We start from the raw sequence: 18,043 nt of genomic DNA on the forward strand, positions 1-18,043 counted from the left end.
TTATTTTAGTTTTGCAACACCCTCAATAAATAAAAAAGTGCAAAATCCATCGACAGATTTCGCACCAAAACAGATAAAAGATATAATCACTAGAAACATAGGAGAGTGTTTCACCACCATCATAAACCATATCCTCACATTTTTGAGTTATATTTTAAAAATATGTAAATATTTATCATTGTATTTTGAACTTTCTTTTCATTTAAGTTATACTAAACTACAAAGAAACAACTCTCCTTTAGGCCGTCAATAATTATGCTAACAAAACACACACAAAAAACCAATTCCCGTGTAATGGAATTGGTTTTTTTGTGTGCAATTCAGCCAATACAGCAACTTGAACCCACATTTTCAAATGAAGTCTTATTAATCTTACCATAATTTTAAAATTCATAAACAAAAAAAACAAATCACTAGTAAGTTACAAGAATCCGCTGCTTTTTCATCAAGAAATCTGGAGTATAACAACAATTAAGTTCATACTAGCATGAACAACAAACGATACTAGTAACCTATTAGTACGCACATATACTAAAGCCAGTATAACTCCAATTAAAAAATATCCAAATATAAATGGAAAATCAAAATGCATGATAGAAAAGAACAATGAGCTTATTAGTATGCTCCAAATTTTCTTAAACTTAGACATTAAAATGTTTATGGTCGCAAAACGAAAAACAAACTCTTCTACTAAAGGTGCAAGAAGAACAATTGAAATAAGTGCCACAGGAGATATTGCTGCTGCAGCGACTATACTAGACGTATTTGCTGATTGCGTAGTTAGCTGGAATACACTCTTATCTAACACACTACCAACCATCTGAGCAAGAAATACTAATATGATCCCTACTAAAATCCATATGAATGAATTTCCAGATAATTTAATCGATAACTTTGGATCTTTTATTAATTCTTTACTATATATAAGAGTAATGATTATCAGCATAAGTGAAAACCCAATTAATTCCCAATGCACAAGAAGTTTTTGGATTGCTTGCTGTTGGTTTCCCTGAATATCATACCAACCTGTCTTCGCTAGCAATAGTACACCTATTATCCCTACAAATTGTGTCATAACAAAATAAATCAAAATGACGAAACCCGATTTATATCTAATACCACTACCCATATTCTTAAATCCACCCTCCATTTTCATTATGTTTTCGATACTGCTGATTGCAGTATCAACAAGTACAAAAATACTTTTATAAGTGTGTTTTTATTTTTCGTAACCTTTTTCAAAAAAATTTCATAGGCTATACTGGTCGGGATGATAATACACACCTAACACCTACTTTATTCGGTCAACTCTACACACTTCGAGAAAGAGCGTTGTTCAATAGCGCTCTTTTTTACTTATAAGAAAATATCCATCCATAAGGTAAGAGTATTTCTTTCATTATGATTTTTACATACGCTATGCTAACAGTATTTCTAACATATATTTCTCAATACCTAGCACCTAGAAATTAATCGACTTCATTGATACTATATTAGTAAGTACTTATAGAATTGATACTTTGCTTTCCCCTGGCGTTTCTGCTAATTCTGTATACTTAAATTCCTCGTCAATATCTAACCACAATATCAAAAACCAAAATTACATTTTATTCTTCTTCCGGCCAAGTAATTAACCACACTTTTTTAAAGAATGAAACTTCAGAACCTATCGCAACGTTTGCATATTGCCCTATAGATTTTGAAAGATTTGAAACTAAAAAAATGCCAGTCCTTATACAGTAATTTTTCATTCTCATTTACGAATAACCTTTTTTACATTACACATACTATCTACGAGTCAGCTACACTCTTTCAAAACGGAGTTTTACCCCTCCGGACTGTTTAGGCACATGTCAGGTAAATTGGTCAATTACCTGACATTTTTACGTATAAGCATTTTTTTACAAAACAACTATTTTGTTTAGCTTTCTAACAAACTAATTCGTTGTAAAAACTTAACTGCAAAGTAACCTCTAAATTCTTCTAGAAAAACCACTATTTCTTTAATGTTATATATTAATTTAACAATTATTATTCCATAGATATGTATCAAACCTCATGCAACCTTCAAATGTTTTAATCCCATTTCAAGCGCACCAGTTCCACCAAATCCCGGATTAAATAATAGTGGGACATCATACTTCTTTGCGTACTCTTTTGCTACATCAATAGATACCTGACCACATGCACCTTTTTGAATGACAATAACATCGCATTTTTTATAACACTTCGAAAGGTTTTCTTTAATCCTCCGTGATTTTTCCCATCATGGAAAATAACCTGACAGTCTCTTTTTTTGGCCAACTTCTCTAACGTTCTTCCATTTGATCCATCTAAAACTAGAATTGTACTCATTCCCATTCACTCTCCTTATCTTTCTTCTTTATGTATGTACTTGGTGATGTTAATAACACAAGTGTACAAGCTACAATATTCATTAACACGAAACAAATTACTAATAATATAACGAAAATCGGTGACAACAAGATGAAAATAAAGCCACTTACTACCAAACAGATGAAAATAAATCCATTGCTCATATCTTCGTAACCATCTAGTCCTCGGACAGTATTTAAACTATGCATCCATACTGTGATACTATCCCAATTTTCTATTTACAGATAGCCACCACCCAACAGAAAAGCCTAGCCAAGCAACGTTCCTAATAATCCAGAATTTCGTCCTATATAATACCCCGAAACAAAATTCACAGCTGTTCCAATTAACATTCTCATTTGTATTCCTCCATATCCATCTCATTTTAGCGTTATATACAAATTTCATTTAACCACTGGTTTATCATATCCGAAAATTATGAATATCCAATAAAATTTTAGGTACTCTTTATTTTTTTATAAAAGGGTTGTGTTTTTTCTTCCACAACCCTCATTTCCTTCTTAATCCACAGGTACTTCTTCTTGTCCATGTGGAATTTGTGCAATTGGTGTTACAATTTGTGCATATTTGTTTACCTGCACTTTAAATTGTCGTGGTTCTAAGAAGTTTACCTGTTGAATTAAAACTTCAATATGAAACGTATCTACTTTTTTCCCACGATCAATTTTGGTAATACGTGCATTGTAAAACTGATCCCCATTTAGGAAGTATCGTTGTACAGCTTCTGTAGCCAGCATACGCTCATTGCTTGTCATTTTCATTGGTTCAATACCAAATCCAGCCTTTGTAAACAAATATGGGACATCATAACTACTATTAGAAATTTTTCGTAGTAAATCCTCTACAGCTTTTGTCTTTGCGATATATTCTTCCTCTTTTGTATCAAATCCCTTTGGCTTATCACCAAGCATCTCGATTTCATCTTGATTTACCTGCTCTTCCTCTTGTAATTGAGATTTCATCATGTAACGATGAATAGTATTATAGGTAGCAACACCTACTACTAACACTATAATTCCCAATATAACTAAGTACTTACGAGGCAGATTCGCTAACACATTCATGACTTTCTTCATTTCTTCACATCCCAAATCAGTCTATAACATTACGGATTTGCGTCATATGTTGTCCTCTTGCCGTATAGTTTAGACCTGTAATTTGTACACCCTTATTATCACCAATATGAATCATTTTCTGATTTCCTAAATAAATAGATACATGGTTCGGATTTTCATAGAAAATTAAGTCCCCTGGCTGTGCACGACCGATATCGGGTACCTGTTTTCCCTGTCCAATTTGAGCACCTGTCCAATCTCCTAGTTGGACACCTATACTGGTTTTAAACACGTATTGTGTAAATCCCGAACAATCGGCACTACCTGCAGCTGGATTTCTAGCACCGGATACATAGCTCACTTTCCCTTGTCCAAGCCATTTTTTCGCTTCTTCCAGTACCTTTTGTCGTTTAGCATTTGTCATTGTAGGAGAGCCACCGGATGATAACCCTGGATCATCATTTTTCTTAAAGAATTTCATTGGATCTGTTGGTTGGTCATTAATACGAATTTGGAAATCTAAATGGACAGCGTATCCATTCATATTAAGGAAACCTGTATCTCTATCAAAGTTAGAACCGCCCATTTCCCCAATAATTTGCCCTTTTGTTACCATAGTTCCTGGTGCAACTGATATTTTACTCAAATGTAAGTAACGAGATACAATCCCATTTCCATGGTCTACATAGACACCTAGACCACCACCATTTACATTTCCTGTTTGGGCTGTTACAATACCTACTTCCATTGACCATACGGGGTCTCCAGCTTTTCCGGCGGTCATGGCCCCAATATCAACAGCATTATGTTGTTTTCCACCACGAAAAGCATCAAACGTATCTGTAATACGACCTGATTTTGTTGGCCATTTCCAACCTTTATCCGAAATCCATTCGCCAGATACATCTGCCACACATCCTAAATCTTTGTAATATTTCAAAACTTTAGAAACATATGTGAAATCCCCGTAGCACGCATTAACCTTTGTCCTGAAGTTATTCGGATCCTTACAACCATCTGGATTTAAATGATTTTTACTTCTTGAGAACTCAATAGCTGTTTCTTCTGAATAGCCACCCTTTGCTAAAGCGTAACTAATAAAACCTTCGCCAAATAGTGATAGGTAAGGTTTTGACATCATCTCCACCTTTTCCCCCACTTCACACCGTACGTGAGACTTTCACCTCATACGGCGCTCCATCTAATTCAATTGACCAACTTTTGTATTGAAGCAAAGATAGGATGTCGACGCGCTGATATTCTCAGCTTGTCAAACATCACTTTCTTATCTTCAATAATGTCGTACTTATTTAAGATTGATTTTGCCTTATCTGAATCATCGCTATGAATTGCTAAGTGTATGTCTTCTAGTACAATTACCAGATTCTCATAATTGTCCTGTCCCCCAAATTCCAACGGAATTTTATGATGACAGTGCCAACCTACTAATCCAACTTCTTGTTTCGTAATTGCACATTTTCCATACTGTGCAATAAACTTTGCAATTCTGTTATCGTTGTATTCTACTGTTCGATGCTTCATATAAAAACGCTGTACATGTCGGAGTGTCTCCCTATCTACGGCTTTTAGCGTATCATGTATTTTCTCTCTACCTTCTTTTGTATAATTTGAGATAGACTGAGTAAAATTTCTAGCCGGTTTGTGCTTCTGCGCATGGATAGGTAGTAATACGATGTCTTTGATTTTATACAATTTAGGATTGTATCGTTTATATCTTTTCCTTAATACAGTTGACATGTCACTCTTAGTGGCTTTTTTCCAATCTCGCCTCAGTCGATTATAGAGAGTTCTTATGAGATGGCAACTCATGTGATCTAGATCGTGATTAATATGTGTGGCGGCTGAATAATAATTTTGTATTCCCATTACAGTCGTGTTAAATCGCCATACTGATTCTGGTGTTTGTTCTCTGCTTATATCTTTAACAGCCTTTTTCAGCTTGCTATACGCATGTTTTCTGGATTTTACACACATTCTGCTATGAGCCACATGTTTGTTTCCTTTCTTATTTGCCTTAACTGTAAAGCCTAAAAAGTGACTCGCTTTTTTCCTCAAATTTATAATCTTTGATTTTTCAAGGCTAATATCCAGATGTAGGCGTGTTCTAAGAAAGTCTTTTGTTGCTTCAAACATTTTTAAAGCCGTTACATAATCACGACATAATATTTTTGCATCGTCTGCATATCGAATTAAGAAACATTCCTTTAATTTGCTTTTCTTTAGTGCTCGATATTTTTCACTATTTCCCTTATATGGATGTGAGGTCTTTATCGTTTCCCATTGGTTACTTACCCACCAATCTAATTCGTTGAGTACGATATTAGATAGAAGCGGACTTAGTATTCCTCCTTGCGGAGTACCTTTTTGAGGAACACCCTCATTTACAATTTCTGCTTTCAGTAGTCTTGAAATGATAGAAAGTAATTTCTTATCTCGTATACCTATCGTCCACAATTGCTTTAGAAGTTTTCCATGATGCACATTGTCAAAGAAACCTTTAATGTCTATATCCACACAGTAGTGAAATCCGTTTCCTTTTCTATTCACTAAAGATTTCATTCTCGCTAGTGCATGATGTGTACTTCGGTTAGGGCGAAAACCGTAACTATGGTTATGAAATTTCGCTTCACATATTGGTTCCAATATTTGCAATACACATTGCTGAAATAATCTGTCCCATATGGTTGGTATCCCTAAAGGTCTACGGTCTCCATTTGGTTTTGGTATAAATACGCGTCTTACAGATTGTGGTTCATACCAACCAAACATCGTTCTTACTTTTTCTATCACTTCATCCGTTGAAAGCATTTTAATATCATTAATTGCCATTCCATCTGTTCCAGCTGTCAGACTTCCCATATTTCTTTTTATATTTCGATATGCTAAACGTATGTTTTCATCCATCTTCATAAGCTCTATTAATTTATAAAAGTTGTTACCGTTTTGACTTTGCTGATACAAGTCATCTAGTGTAGACTGCATATCATAATATTCAGCGTGTCTAAGCTTTTCAGTTTTCTTTATAAGTCGGATCTCCTTTCAGAGTTTACCTTTTTTAGTCTCACAAGAACCTTATAATTCGACTGCGTAGCTTTTTGAAACGGTTGGTCAATCTTTCATCAGACTAATGGCTATCCCTCTGCAATGTTTCCATTGCTTCACCGGTACTATGCCATCACTCTCACCACCATAAATGAAGGTTATACGTTTGCTAATCTCACAAACACCTTCCCTTCAAACACTTCCTCGAAGATAAGTTCTCCATGTTGGTGGCTTTCCACGTTCCATTATTTCTATCTATGCATAACACTTTTAGGGTTCTCCTTTAAGCCTACTGACTTGATGCCGCCTATAACGACATATGGACTTTCATAACAACTATTTTTACTCATCCACATCAGCACCACGCTCGTGGCACACACATTTCTATGTGTCATCGTTCTAGACCCGTACATTCGAAGATTCGTCAGATTCTGCCTACCCGTTGGTTTTGTTGAATCCATTCTACCCATGAGTGCTTTTTAGACTCCCGGCCTATAGGCTACACCATCCACCGCTGGACAGTTTTCGTAGTATCGAGATACTTTAACGGTAGCTCTCAGCCGACTTCACCGAGCTTCACACAACTACAGGCTTATCTTTTGTATGCTGCATGTCGGAGTATCAGAGGAAGCCCTTCAAGGCGTTACCCTATCATTTGACTTCTCGAAATAATAGTTCTGCTGAATATTGAATCAGCGCCTAACCTTTTCAGTTAGGAACGTGTCGCACAGTTGTAAGACTGCAAAGCGAGTGCAATGTCACCATTGGCCTTTCCTAGTACATCTTTAAATTCCCGTACACCTGCTTCTATAGAAATATTGGGATCTTTAATACACCCTACACGAGCATTTCCCTTTACACCTATACAAGATGAGCTCATGTCTCCATAATGCCCCTCTGAAGCCTGCATCGGGTCATTTCCTGCTCCACCTGATTCCTGCATCATTTGGGCAGCCAAAATACCAACATATTGAGCAACACCATGTTTTTCTGCCATTTCTTTAATTTTAGGAAGGTACCCTGTAACTTTTGCATTAAGGTTAACAGGCTCTCCGCCAGGACTCACATTACCTACACACATGCCGCCAATAAATCCACCAGTAGTAGGAGCAAGATGTCCATACATTCCTTCTAACATCCCCGCTTCTAATATCTCACGAGCACGCTCTTTTTGACTTTTACTAAACTTTGCAAGTTCCATCGCTTTCTCTAGCCCATGAGAAGATGTTGTCACTTTTTTACTTCCACTCGCATTAATCTCATCTATTTTTTTCTTAAAATCTGTATCTCCTAATATCTTTTTTACATCTGGTCCGGAGTAACTTTCAGACTTGGTTTTTTGCATCTCCTTTTTCTTTTTTTCACAAGGACCATTCGGTCCTGCCTCGCATACCTCTTTTTCCGTATATTCTTCATATTGGATATCCAAGAAATATGATATAGCATCATGCGGATCTTTACCAGTTAAATCATTATCATATCGCGCCATGTCAAAGGCGACAACCTCTTTCCAATCCACATTCAGAGCCATTGAGACTTCCATATATTTTTTTACTTGTTCCTCTGTCTTACCTTCATCATCGGTAAAAGGTACAAAAGAGACTAAAATCACACACACAGCAATAATTACTCCCATAATCAAAGCGGCAGGTACTCCAACCGCTGCCACAACAGCACCCACAATTTTTAATATACCTGCTTTTAGCATTTTGGCAGCAGCTTTCGCTGCCGCCTTTCCTGCTTTCCCTGCTAATTTTGCCATCTTCCCACGCGCTTGCATCCCTTTTTTCTTAATAAAGTGGGAAGCTACATCTTTTAAAGGATTACTTTTTTTCTGTTCATTTGGATCGTTAGGATTTTGACTCATAGACTTATCACACCATATTTTCCATTTTGAGAATTTCTTCCTCTTCGCTGTGCCAAGCGAGGATTTGGGGCAAATGGAATCAGATTTTGGGGGTCATGTTCTGATAAATTCAGATGCGTCTCTGTACGAACAACTTCGTCCTGTGTATGTGTTACTAAGGTTTCTTCTCTTGGCTTAATACTACTGTCTTTCACTTCACAAGCTCTTTCAATCCTTTGGTTTGCTTGTAAGCGCGTATCTCCTTTTCCGAACGGCGAAATACGTGACACTGTACCGTCTGTTGTTGTCGCAACCATATAACTACGATCTCTTTCTACAACCATTTGTACATTTTTATAACCACCTTGGTCTAAATCAGACATATAGAAGTGACCATTGTCTACCTTGTGATTTACCGTAAGTGGTGGTTCATTAAATACCGGTTTCTGTTGTAACGGTCTTTGATTTTGGTTTCCTACTAATTGATTTGGATTTACATTGATCGAGCGATTGATATTGATTTTGCCACCACTTGAATCTTGTATATAAGCCGGAGATGCTTTCGCACCATTACGATACTGCGTTAATTGTCCATCTGAAATATTTAAGTCCTGATATACGACTTGTCCAGATCGTATACTGCTATCTCCACTACCATAACGAGATACAACTTGCGTCATACCACTAGCGTCTTTTGCTTCAATCCAAGATTTATTATTTGTCGTCACAAGACGTACTGCACCTTTTACAACCGATTGCGCGCCTGTATGATCTGTTGTTGTCGGTACCATCTGTTGAATTTCCTGAATCTCTTTTGCTTCTGTACGAACTGCACTGTTATACGGATTATGTTTACTTACCATACGTGCAGTTGCTTGATAAGCACCCGCACCACCAATCACACCTGCGGCGTAACTTAAGCCTTTTGTCACATTATAGTGACGCTCTGCTGCATTCCCACCTAATGATGTATTAACAGCAGCATTGGTCCCACTTATTACTCTTTGTACTGCATTCCCTCCGGATTGTTGAACAGCACTCGCGGCACTAAAGTATGCATTTGATACCGTATCAATGCGATCCGCAAGCATAAGGTGTTTCGCACCTTCCATTACACTCATGCCAAGTTTTGTACTCTGCTGTGTCATACGTCCCACTGCAGATGTTGGGATAGATATTTTACCAGCACTTTGTGCGATATTTGCTACACTTGTTGATGCATCTGCATAAGAGCGTTCAATTTCCCCAACGGAAAGATCTCCTGCACGTGCGATACTGGCTTGCGTTTGTGTCGCTGCATATACAGCTTTATTGATTGCGCCACCTGTTGCAACGCCATGTGAACGAACACCTTGAATCGCACTAGTAATTCCAGAACCTACTTGTTGACTCACCGTTCCAAGACTTGCATGGCTTTGTAATCCTTTCGTTAATTGCGAAGCAAAGGCATCTTTATTAATATACGATTGATTATGTAGACTCTTACCACTCGTATCTTTTGCCTGTACGGGCATCGCTCCTGCTTGTACTGCCGCTTGTTGTGCGACTGCTTTAAATTCATTTCCTTTTTCATTCAGGTGCGATTGCCAAGCTTGCTCTTTTTGTGGTTGAGACATAGTTGGAGACAACTTTTTCATAAAGCTTGCCTGTTGTTCAGCTGCATAGCCTTGTTTAAAGGATTCTGTAGAAGCTTGTACCAGGTTCCCAACATTACTTACTGGTTTTGCTTGCTGGCTTCCTGTTCCACTTGTCAAACCATGCGTTTTCACGCCGTTGACTGCCTTCTGAATGCCTGCCACACTAGATACACCCATAGCATTTAAGCCAGGATTTTTTTGTAACTGTTGTGATAAATGAGCAGCGAAAGCTTTTTTATTCGCATAGTTTGTACCGTCTTTTTGCTGTACAATACCAGCTGATTCCGCCGCTTGTTGTGCATAATTTTTGAAGCCTTGTACTTTTTGATCTAAATGCTTATTCCATGCTGCTTCTTTTTCTTGCTGCGGCATATCTGCAGGGAATTGTTTCATGAATCCTGCCTTATGGTCTGCACTATATGCTTTCTTAAATGCAGCAGTAGAAGCACCGACAAGAGCACCGACTTGTCCCATATTTTGATGGCCACTTTCTAATGTTTCTCCTTTTACATCCTCGACTGCTTTTCCAACTTTTCCTAATGCAAGTCGAGAAGCAAACGCATCTTTATTCACATAGGACTTATTAAACAGATTGTTTCCTTGTTTGTCCTTCGCATCAACTGGCATGGCTCCTGCTTTTGTTGCCGCTTGTTCTGCGTGGTTTCTAAATCCTTGTACTTTTGTGTTCAGATGGTCGTTCCAATGTTTCTCTTTCTCTTCTGCTGACATATTTTCTGGTAACTGACTCATAAACGTATCTTTATGGTCTGCCTCATACCCCTTTTGGAATGCATTCGTTGCAGCGTTTACTAAATCTCTAGCATTTCCATATGGTGTAGCGGCTTTCTTCATATTTTGTAAATCTTGTTTCCGCTGATTTGAGAAGCGAGACATTTGATCACTATTTGTTTTCGCCACTTTTTTAGCAATCTCCGCATCGGACGCACCAGGGAATGCTTGTTTTAAACGACTTGCAACTGCAGAATCCGGATTATCTGCTTTCCAATTTTCAAAGTCTTTTGTAGCTAAATCCTGTGCGATATCTTCATCGGTTAGTTCCGGATAAGATTCGCCATTTAGATTTGAATACGTGTCCGCACCCTTCTTTACACTGGAGCCAATATGTTTTCCTAAAGCTACAGCTCCTTCGCCGACTGCAGCAACACTTCTACCAGCCACCGCACCAGGAGCACTACCTAATGCACTTCCTACTTGCGATCCTACTACCATCGCTCCTGGTCCAAGACCAGCTCCCGCTGCCATACCTGCAAGTCCTGTCGCTGCTTTACCAATTGAACTTCCAATTTGACCTGCTTTTAACATACGAGCTGCACGAGATGTTGTACCAACATCTGTCCCTAAATTCGCTCCTAATGCATCTTTCGGGTTATCAGCATCTTCTTTGGTCTTTTCTTTATCCCCTTTATCATCAGGTTTTGCTTTTGAATTACGGTATTCATCACGAACACCTTTAACGAGTCCAGCCACACTTGCTAAAGCACCCATACCCATCATCGTACCTGCTCTATGAATACCACCTGATGCATTGGTACTAAGGCCAATAAAACTTTTTACAATCTCACCTATGGGGATAAACATAGTAAGTAAAATTAATTTGATTAACGGACTATTTGCTGCTCCAATTAAAGAAATAATGAGCCATAAGGTAATTGCATGAATTGCTTGTATGAACACCGCTCCTATAAATTCACGTATCCAATATAATGTCTGTTGTTTCTTTTGTGGAAATAGCCACATACCTACCATTAACGGACCAATTAACATTAAAACGTATAGTGACACCGCTCGCATTAAGTAGTAAAAATTTGCCCAAACGATGAGACCAGCTTCTATAAACAAACCAAATATAATAAACATGTAGTCATTTTCATGACCTTTCAAACCCAGCTCAGTAATGGTAAGTCCAGCCCCACCAAATCCAGGTTGTAGAAATTTAGTACCCTTATCTGGATCAAAATCCCCCCCACTTGCCACATTAACAGCGTCTCTAAACTCTATTATTATCCAAGAATTGATTTCAAATATGAGTGTATAGAAGTAATCGAGGTGCCAAAGAAAAATTGAAATGATCATCAAATCCTTCGCATACTCTATTAATGCTGTTCTATTATTTGGATTAATAGCTGTTGCCGAATATTTTGCCGCCGTAATAACTACACTGACAAGGACACAAAAAGCAACAAGCTTGAACATGACAGGCATGCCTGTGTCTAATACTTTGGTTAGAGAATTACCTGAAAATAAGAAATCTAAGTTTGTCCCCTTTCCTTCTGTTCCCTCTCCTCCAAACACTAAAACTGGCAGCGGATCCAAAGTTGCATACACCGGACTAAGAAAAGCCTTTACTATAGCAATAATTAAGCCTCCGACCCACTCTACTATTTTCTCAAGCATAAATTCACCTTCCTTTTTAAGAGGACGCTATTATCCTGCGTACCCTTGTACTTTCTTCATATTGTTTAAAAGCTCTTGTAGTACCGCTTCATTCGATTCAATGAACATCATTTCTTTGTCAGATGGATCAGTTTGAATCCAAACCGAACTATCTCCCACTCGGAAAATCCCTTCTCCTTTTCCAGGGTTGTTGAGAATAATATCAAGCTCCCCAGCAGTTAAGTTAAAGTTCTCCTGGATCTTTTTCTTATCAATCTTATTTTGTTCTAAGAAGAAATAAGAGAAAGTAGATTGCAAGATACCACGAGCTTTTACATTTTCTAAAATACGAACGAAGTCCTGACTCGCCCAACACATACCAGCATTTCTTTTACGTGAACGACGTGCTACTTTTTCCAAGAAGTTAACCGTTTGTTCATAGTCGATAAACTGCCACATCTCATCCACATATAATACTTTTCGCTTGATAGCATGTTCTGGACTTTTAATCCAATGCTCCCAGATATAGTTCAGGATAACGTGGAAGGCAATTGGTTTTAAGAATCCTTCTTCTAAATGACTAATATTAAAGTTAACAACGCGTGATTCATTTAATTGTGTTTCTACACCACGACCAAAATGACTTTGTCCATCAAATAATGGCTTGGAACCATCACGTAAGAACGGACGAATCGCGGCGATTAACTCTTCTGCCTTCACATCGTCCCCATGATTTTCTACTATGACATCGTAGATTTCTTTTAACTCTGGCTCTGGCTTTCTCACTTGAGACTGAATTAATTGTCCATCCACTTTCTTCACTTCATCTGTATATAAAGAGGAAGGATGTGAGGTAATACCATGTTTATTAAACACTTCACGAATCGCATCTTCTAGCATTGTACGTTGGAATACATTTAATCCTGGTTGATCAAAGTCTTGCCCCCGAATAATAATGTCAAAGAATCCTAGTATTTCATTGATTTTCTCTAAAATTGGTACAAATCTTACATACTTCACGCCATCACGTTCTACGAGTTCTTTCTTATCGTATTGTTCAAGTGCTTCTAGCTCTTCATCTTTATCCGTAATCTGAAGCTCTGTTACAGCGATTGCACAAGGGTTGATAATGATATTACTTTCAGGTGAAATGTTTAAATTAATACCACCTAAACGTTTTGTAATTTTTACGAATTCTCCTTCTGGATCGATAATCATTGCATGCGTATCTGCAAGTGACGTTTCACGAGCTAACTTCATTTTTAAAAGTAAACTTTTTCCGGAACCCGAGATCCCTGTTACACCAATGTTATAGTTTGGAGGACGATAATCTGTATTCCCGAATGAATTTAAAAATTCTACTTGCCCAGTAATTTTGTTCTTTCCTATTGGTATACCACCATTAAATCTCCCCGATCCTGATACAAATGGTGCAAACGTACATAACGCACGTCTATCGATATTTCGATAAGTATCTTGCAGCGTATTTGGTGCCCCTAGTGGCATAGTAGCTTTCAAGCCACTTTTCACACGGTTCCAAGTACTTGCAATCTTAAAGTGAGATGCTTGCATTTCATCTTCAATATACTCACATAAAACGTCCAATTCTTTCTTTGATTCTGCGTAAGCAACACCCATGGTACTCACCATATACGAGTCGTTTTCATTGAACTGGATTTCATCCATTAAATTGTTTGTATCTTGAATTTTTGCATCTAAGTCTTTTTCTTGGTCAATGTTTCCTCGCGTACGTTGGAAAGAAAGATTCGAACGTAACATTGTAAGCTGCATATCTAATGATCGCATTGCCTTAGCTTTTGGCTCTTTATGAATATCAATCATGACATCCACTTCCCCAGCCGAAGTTAACATGTTCAGCCAGTTGGTTTGCATCATACGCGGGTACCCATCACGTGGAATATAAAACGGACGGAAGAACGTATTACTTCCTAAAGATTGTTTAATGACCCCATAATCTTCTGCATCAATTTTCATTCCTTCTGGAGCAATAACATCAAACACTGTTGTTTGATTGTCTAATTGCGTTGGTACTTCCTCTTCTGCCAACTCTTCCTCCTCTAGCTCCCATTCAGCCTTCTCTTCTGCTTCTATTTTTTTCTTTTCCTTTTTCTTTTTTCCGAATAACTTCATGTTTACGCCACCCCGTTATTTGATTTTTCTGCTTTTTCTTCCGCTAGCACTTTCTTAATTAACTCTAGTTTTCTTTCATTCGTTTCCCCTGTTGAATATAAAGAGAAATTCTCGTTTTCAATTAAGTCCTGGAAACGAGCTTTTACAGCTTTACGACGGTTAAATGCTACGTATAAAAGTTCTATTAATTTATCTTTCGTTAACATTTCTACATTAATTTTTGCTTTCGATAGTAGATTTCGAGATGCATTATAACGACGATATAGTTCGTTAAATGCCTTATCTACAATCTTTTCTTCTAACTCGTCCTCTGTATCAGCAGTAATCGTACTAATATCAACCTTGTATGGATAAATTAAATAACGTTTTTGTTCATATCGAGGTTGCGAACGCTGCCAGTACTCTAAGTTATCGATAACTTCTTGTCCATATAGAACCGTCTCTGGTGTAAGGTCCTTCGCACCTTTCATCGTTTCTGTCATTTTGCGTACAGGATCTGTTAAATCCACAAACTTACTTTGAATATATACTTTCGTATTAAACTCTAATGTGGTTAACCATGATTCAATTTTGACATCAATTGCTTCTTGTTCCATATTGGAGAGTAAGTAATAGTTAACTGGGTGTGCTTCCGCAATTAGGACAAATGTGTCATCATGATACCGAATCATATGATTATCGATTTCCTTAATGTCTTCTACAAAAGCACGAAAGAAGTCAACATTATCCTCATCAATTTCCGATTCAGCAGGCGTATTTTTTTTATTTTTCTTTCCAGCTTTTTCAGTAGTGTGTTTCTCTACTCCACCTTGCTTTTTCCCTTTTTTCTTAGAACCAAACAGCGGTTTTCCATTCATTTTCCGATAAAAGAAAAATCCTACAATGGCTATCGCCGCAAAATATATCATTTCTAACATTTACAAATTCTCCTTTGCCCATGTAGTTGGCTCGTACCCTTTTCTCCACTTACCTTTTTCGGAGCGGCTACGCATTTTAATAAGCAAATACTTATCTAGGTACATGTGTTGTTTTTCTTTATATATAAACGCAAACGCTATAACACCTATTACCGTTGGTAGTGCTAAAATTAAGCAAATAAAAAATGCTACTACCGCATCAACAGGTGCAAATAGTCGCCATAAAAATGGTACATATAAATAAAGGGATGCTCCGCCACCCAATAGATAAATCAATTGGCGTTTGCTCAGCACACCTAATAGTGTTTTTTGTTCCGAAGTCATATCAACAGGAACGGTTACTTTTCTCATTCTTTTTCCTCCCTTGTATAAGAGAAGCTCTCCCCACATCGAGGAGAGCTTGTACAAACTCTTATGTTAGATTGTCGTAACCCAAGCAGCGATATCGTACGCTTTAATCATGACAAAGCCTCCAATTGCTGCACAAGCTAAACCAATCATAGCTTGTGTACGGTTTTCAGGATTCTTTCCTTGTGCACCAGATAGTTTAATAGCTGCAAATACAACGCAAGCTGCCACCCAAATTCCCCCAAAACCAATTAAAGTTTTCACCAAAGTGTTCATGCTTTTTTGGACGGTTTCAGCATTGGCACCACTGCCACTACCACCAAGACCCTTCGTAAAGCTACTTTTTGCCAGTAAGAAATCCCCTACTGATGTTGTCATAAGTTTTGCAGACAACCAATTCAACATAATTCCTGCACCTCCGGGTGTTTTTGCTCGCAAAACGCAAAAAGACCTCAATACACGCACACGTCCCCTAAGGACATGGCGCATATTGAGGTCTTCTCTTATATGCGAACTGATTAATTTTATATTTTATTGTAAAATCTTATTACTTTTATATTATATCAATACGATATTTAAAAAACAAGTCCTTGTTTACACCTTTATTTCTTTGTATCCTCTTTGTTAGGATCGTACCATACTATTTGACTTAATAAAATATCACTGTCCGTAAGAGCTAAAACATTTATTTCTTCTTTCAAGGAGCGCGATGGTTTTATTTTTACTGATTTTGTACTTTTGTCTCTAAGTGTATACACATGTACATAATAAACTTCTTTTTTCTTTTGCCATAATAACCTCCATTTTACTGCAGTATTACAAATCATATATCTATATAAAAATTACACAATTATTTATTATATTATGGAGTAATATACATTGATTAATCGAACTTCTCCCTTGTTCACAAATAATAAAGCTGTTAAAAAAGTGGTATTAATTGGAATTAACTCCCTTAATCCTGTATGATGAAAATAGTAATATTTTAATAACCTTATAGTTAATAAAAAGAGTATATAGGAGGAATTTTCATGAAAAACTTAAATACGGCTATGACATTGGTACAATCATATCTTAATGAGAATGAAATTATTGAAAATAGCCTATATGGAATGTTTCAATATCAAGTATTTGGTATGGGTGGTCAAAGAAAAGGGATATTGGTCGCTACAAATGAACGTATGTGTTTTTATACAAAATATTTAGAAAGTGAAACGTTTAGAGTATTTAATTATGCCAAAATTGATTCGATAGAGGTAGAAAAAGGATTATTAACAGGAAAGAAAATCATTTTTTTTCATGATGGCGAACGTGAAGTGATGAATTTAATTGAAGAAGGTGACCCAGCTGGTTTTATAGTATTTGTAAAAGAGAAAATTATGATCTTGAAATAAAGAAATTTATTTTTAAAATTTTCTCCTCAAATTAAACAACATTTTTATTTACTAAAATCCTCTTCGAAATATTAATTACAATGGGAGAAAATAAAAAAGCAGGTAATTGCATATATAAAGCAATTACCTGCTTTCACGACTATCCTCTACTATTTATTTTGTAAAATCTTATTAACCTCTTTCACACTTAATTCAGTGGCTTCTGCTATTTTCTCTATAGGTACACCAACATTAATTAAATTGTGAATCATCTCTATCTTAGTTGCTATTCTAGCTTCTTTTGCTGCTTCTTTTGCTGCTTTTTCCGCGGCCTTTTCTTCTGCCGTCTCTATCTCTGATATTCTATCTTTTATTGCCTTCTCTCTCGCTTCATATAAGCGTAAAAAGTCCTTATCACTACTTAGACGCTCCCAGTCCTCTATTGCCTTTTTCAAAACTGGATCTTTTTCCATCGCGATTCCCTCCAGGATTGTAGTTAATTTCTCATCTTCATAAGCAGGAAATAATAATAGCCAACGTGCTAATATATCCTCCCATGGATCCATTCGATCTTCTTGCCATTCTCGAATTACTTTTGGAATCTCAAGAAAGTGCAATTGCATATTCTCTGAAATTATGTGTTTCGATTTTTTATTCATGACTACACCGACATTATGAAAGTCTTCTTCTCCTGGAAACAGAATGAAATCCACTATATTAATACATATGGTTGGTCTTAATTCTGTATACTTCATCCCCTGAGTCATTTGGGAATAATACATACCAGCCCAGTAGAACAAAGATCGCTCAATCATGTCTTTTTTGTCGCGAACCTGTATCTCTATATTTAATTTTATACCAT

Annotated in this window: 12 protein-coding genes and 4 pseudogenes; 2 read left to right on the plus strand and 14 right to left on the minus strand. The window is 37.0% G+C overall.

Features of this window, described 5'->3' with window-relative positions; all coding sequences use genetic code 11:
- Positions 1 to 253 (plus strand): hypothetical protein (locus RT27_RS35895; protein ID WP_231577710.1); only part of this gene is annotated, 253 nt, incomplete at its 5' end.
- Between the two features lie 192 nt (positions 254 to 445).
- On the opposite strand, the gene RT27_RS27175 is transcribed toward RT27_RS35895, so the two are convergent.
- The 13 genes and pseudogenes from RT27_RS27175 to RT27_RS35900 all read right to left on the minus strand — a co-directional run bounded on the left by RT27_RS27175 (position 446) and on the right by RT27_RS35900 (position 16,635).
- Positions 446 to 1,129, minus strand: coding sequence for a type II CAAX endopeptidase family protein (locus RT27_RS27175; protein ID WP_043938309.1), 684 nt, complete (start codon positions 1,127 to 1,129; stop codon positions 446 to 448).
- Positions 1,130 to 2,056: 927 nt separating this feature from the next.
- Positions 2,057 to 2,361 (minus strand): annotated as a pseudogene (locus RT27_RS27180) (DUF2325 domain-containing protein).
- Positions 2,352 to 2,735, minus strand: a pseudogene (locus tag RT27_RS27185) (hypothetical protein). The pseudogenes RT27_RS27180 and RT27_RS27185 overlap by 10 nt, the downstream one beginning before the upstream one ends.
- 162 nt (positions 2,736 to 2,897) lie before the next feature.
- The gene (locus RT27_RS27190; RefSeq protein ID WP_016083218.1) at positions 2,898 to 3,473 is read right to left on the minus strand and encodes a hypothetical protein; all 576 of its coding nucleotides are present in this window, start codon (positions 3,471 to 3,473) and stop codon (positions 2,898 to 2,900) included.
- Between the two features lie 16 nt (positions 3,474 to 3,489).
- Positions 3,490 to 4,566 (minus strand): annotated as a pseudogene (locus RT27_RS27195) (NlpC/P60 family protein); the annotation flags it as partial.
- A gap of 92 nt (positions 4,567 to 4,658) precedes the next feature.
- Complete coding sequence (gene ltrA, locus RT27_RS27200) at positions 4,659 to 6,455, minus strand: group II intron reverse transcriptase/maturase (protein WP_043938310.1); 1,797 nt, start codon at positions 6,453 to 6,455, stop codon at positions 4,659 to 4,661.
- A gap of 790 nt (positions 6,456 to 7,245) precedes the next feature.
- A pseudogene (locus tag RT27_RS27210) lies at positions 7,246 to 8,382 on the minus strand (lysozyme family protein); the annotation flags it as partial.
- On the minus strand, positions 8,379 to 12,413 hold the full coding sequence (locus tag RT27_RS27215; protein ID WP_043938313.1) for a hypothetical protein: 4,035 nt from the start codon (positions 12,411 to 12,413) through the stop codon (positions 8,379 to 8,381). The gene RT27_RS27215 and the pseudogene RT27_RS27210, both read right to left, overlap by 4 nt.
- Before the next feature lie 30 nt (positions 12,414 to 12,443).
- Positions 12,444 to 14,543 carry a DUF87 domain-containing protein gene (locus RT27_RS27220; RefSeq protein WP_043938314.1) on the minus strand — a complete coding sequence of 700 codons (2,100 nt, stop codon included), beginning with the start codon at positions 14,541 to 14,543 and terminating at the stop codon, positions 12,444 to 12,446.
- Positions 14,544 to 14,545: 2 nt separating this feature from the next.
- Complete coding sequence (locus RT27_RS27225; protein ID WP_043938315.1) at positions 14,546 to 15,460, minus strand: hypothetical protein; 915 nt, start codon at positions 15,458 to 15,460, stop codon at positions 14,546 to 14,548.
- Positions 15,461 to 15,811, minus strand: coding sequence for a PrgI family protein (locus tag RT27_RS27230; RefSeq protein ID WP_016083213.1), 351 nt, complete (start codon positions 15,809 to 15,811; stop codon positions 15,461 to 15,463).
- A gap of 66 nt (positions 15,812 to 15,877) precedes the next feature.
- The gene (locus tag RT27_RS27235; protein ID WP_016083212.1) at positions 15,878 to 16,297 is read right to left on the minus strand and encodes a hypothetical protein; all 420 of its coding nucleotides are present in this window, start codon (positions 16,295 to 16,297) and stop codon (positions 15,878 to 15,880) included.
- Between the two features lie 113 nt (positions 16,298 to 16,410).
- Positions 16,411 to 16,635: a hypothetical protein gene (locus RT27_RS35900; protein ID WP_082044972.1), complete on the minus strand. Its 225-nt coding sequence runs from the start codon at positions 16,633 to 16,635 to the stop codon at positions 16,411 to 16,413.
- Between the two features lie 204 nt (positions 16,636 to 16,839).
- On the opposite strand from RT27_RS35900, the gene RT27_RS27240 reads away from it, so the two are divergent.
- Entirely contained in the window at positions 16,840 to 17,202 is a 363-nt protein-coding gene (locus RT27_RS27240; RefSeq protein ID WP_043938316.1) for a PH domain-containing protein, read from the plus strand.
- A gap of 149 nt (positions 17,203 to 17,351) precedes the next feature.
- Here RT27_RS27240 and RT27_RS27245 read toward each other — a convergent pair.
- Positions 17,352 to 18,043: Rpn family recombination-promoting nuclease/putative transposase (locus RT27_RS27245; protein WP_043938317.1), on the minus strand; the 692-nt coding region annotated here is incomplete at its 5' end.

The organism is Bacillus sp. L_1B0_5 (genome assembly GCF_000836715.1).
GTDB classification, from domain to species: domain Bacteria; phylum Bacillota; class Bacilli; order Bacillales; family Bacillaceae_G; genus Bacillus_A; species Bacillus_A thuringiensis_S.

Excerpts from the sequence above, each read along its gene's own strand:
- RT27_RS27175 (WP_043938309.1), bottom strand. The coding sequence starts at position 1,129 with ATGGGTAGTGGTATTAGATATAAATCGGGTTTCGTCATTTTGATTTAT.
- RT27_RS27190 (WP_016083218.1), bottom strand. The coding sequence starts at position 3,473 with ATGAAGAAAGTCATGAATGTGTTAGCGAATCTGCCTCGTAAGTACTTA.
- ltrA (WP_043938310.1), bottom strand. The coding sequence starts at position 6,455 with ATGCAGTCTACACTAGATGACTTGTATCAGCAAAGTCAAAACGGTAAC.
- RT27_RS27215 (WP_043938313.1), bottom strand. The coding sequence starts at position 12,413 with ATGCTTGAGAAAATAGTAGAGTGGGTCGGAGGCTTAATTATTGCTATA.
- RT27_RS27220 (WP_043938314.1), bottom strand. The coding sequence starts at position 14,543 with ATGAAGTTATTCGGAAAAAAGAAAAAGGAAAAGAAAAAAATAGAAGCA.
- RT27_RS27225 (WP_043938315.1), bottom strand. The coding sequence starts at position 15,460 with ATGTTAGAAATGATATATTTTGCGGCGATAGCCATTGTAGGATTTTTC.
- RT27_RS27230 (WP_016083213.1), bottom strand. The coding sequence starts at position 15,811 with ATGAGAAAAGTAACCGTTCCTGTTGATATGACTTCGGAACAAAAAACA.
- RT27_RS27235 (WP_016083212.1), bottom strand. The coding sequence starts at position 16,297 with ATGCGCCATGTCCTTAGGGGACGTGTGCGTGTATTGAGGTCTTTTTGC.
- RT27_RS35900 (WP_082044972.1), bottom strand. The coding sequence starts at position 16,635 with ATGATTTGTAATACTGCAGTAAAATGGAGGTTATTATGGCAAAAGAAA.
- RT27_RS27240 (WP_043938316.1), top strand. The coding sequence starts at position 16,840 with ATGAAAAACTTAAATACGGCTATGACATTGGTACAATCATATCTTAAT.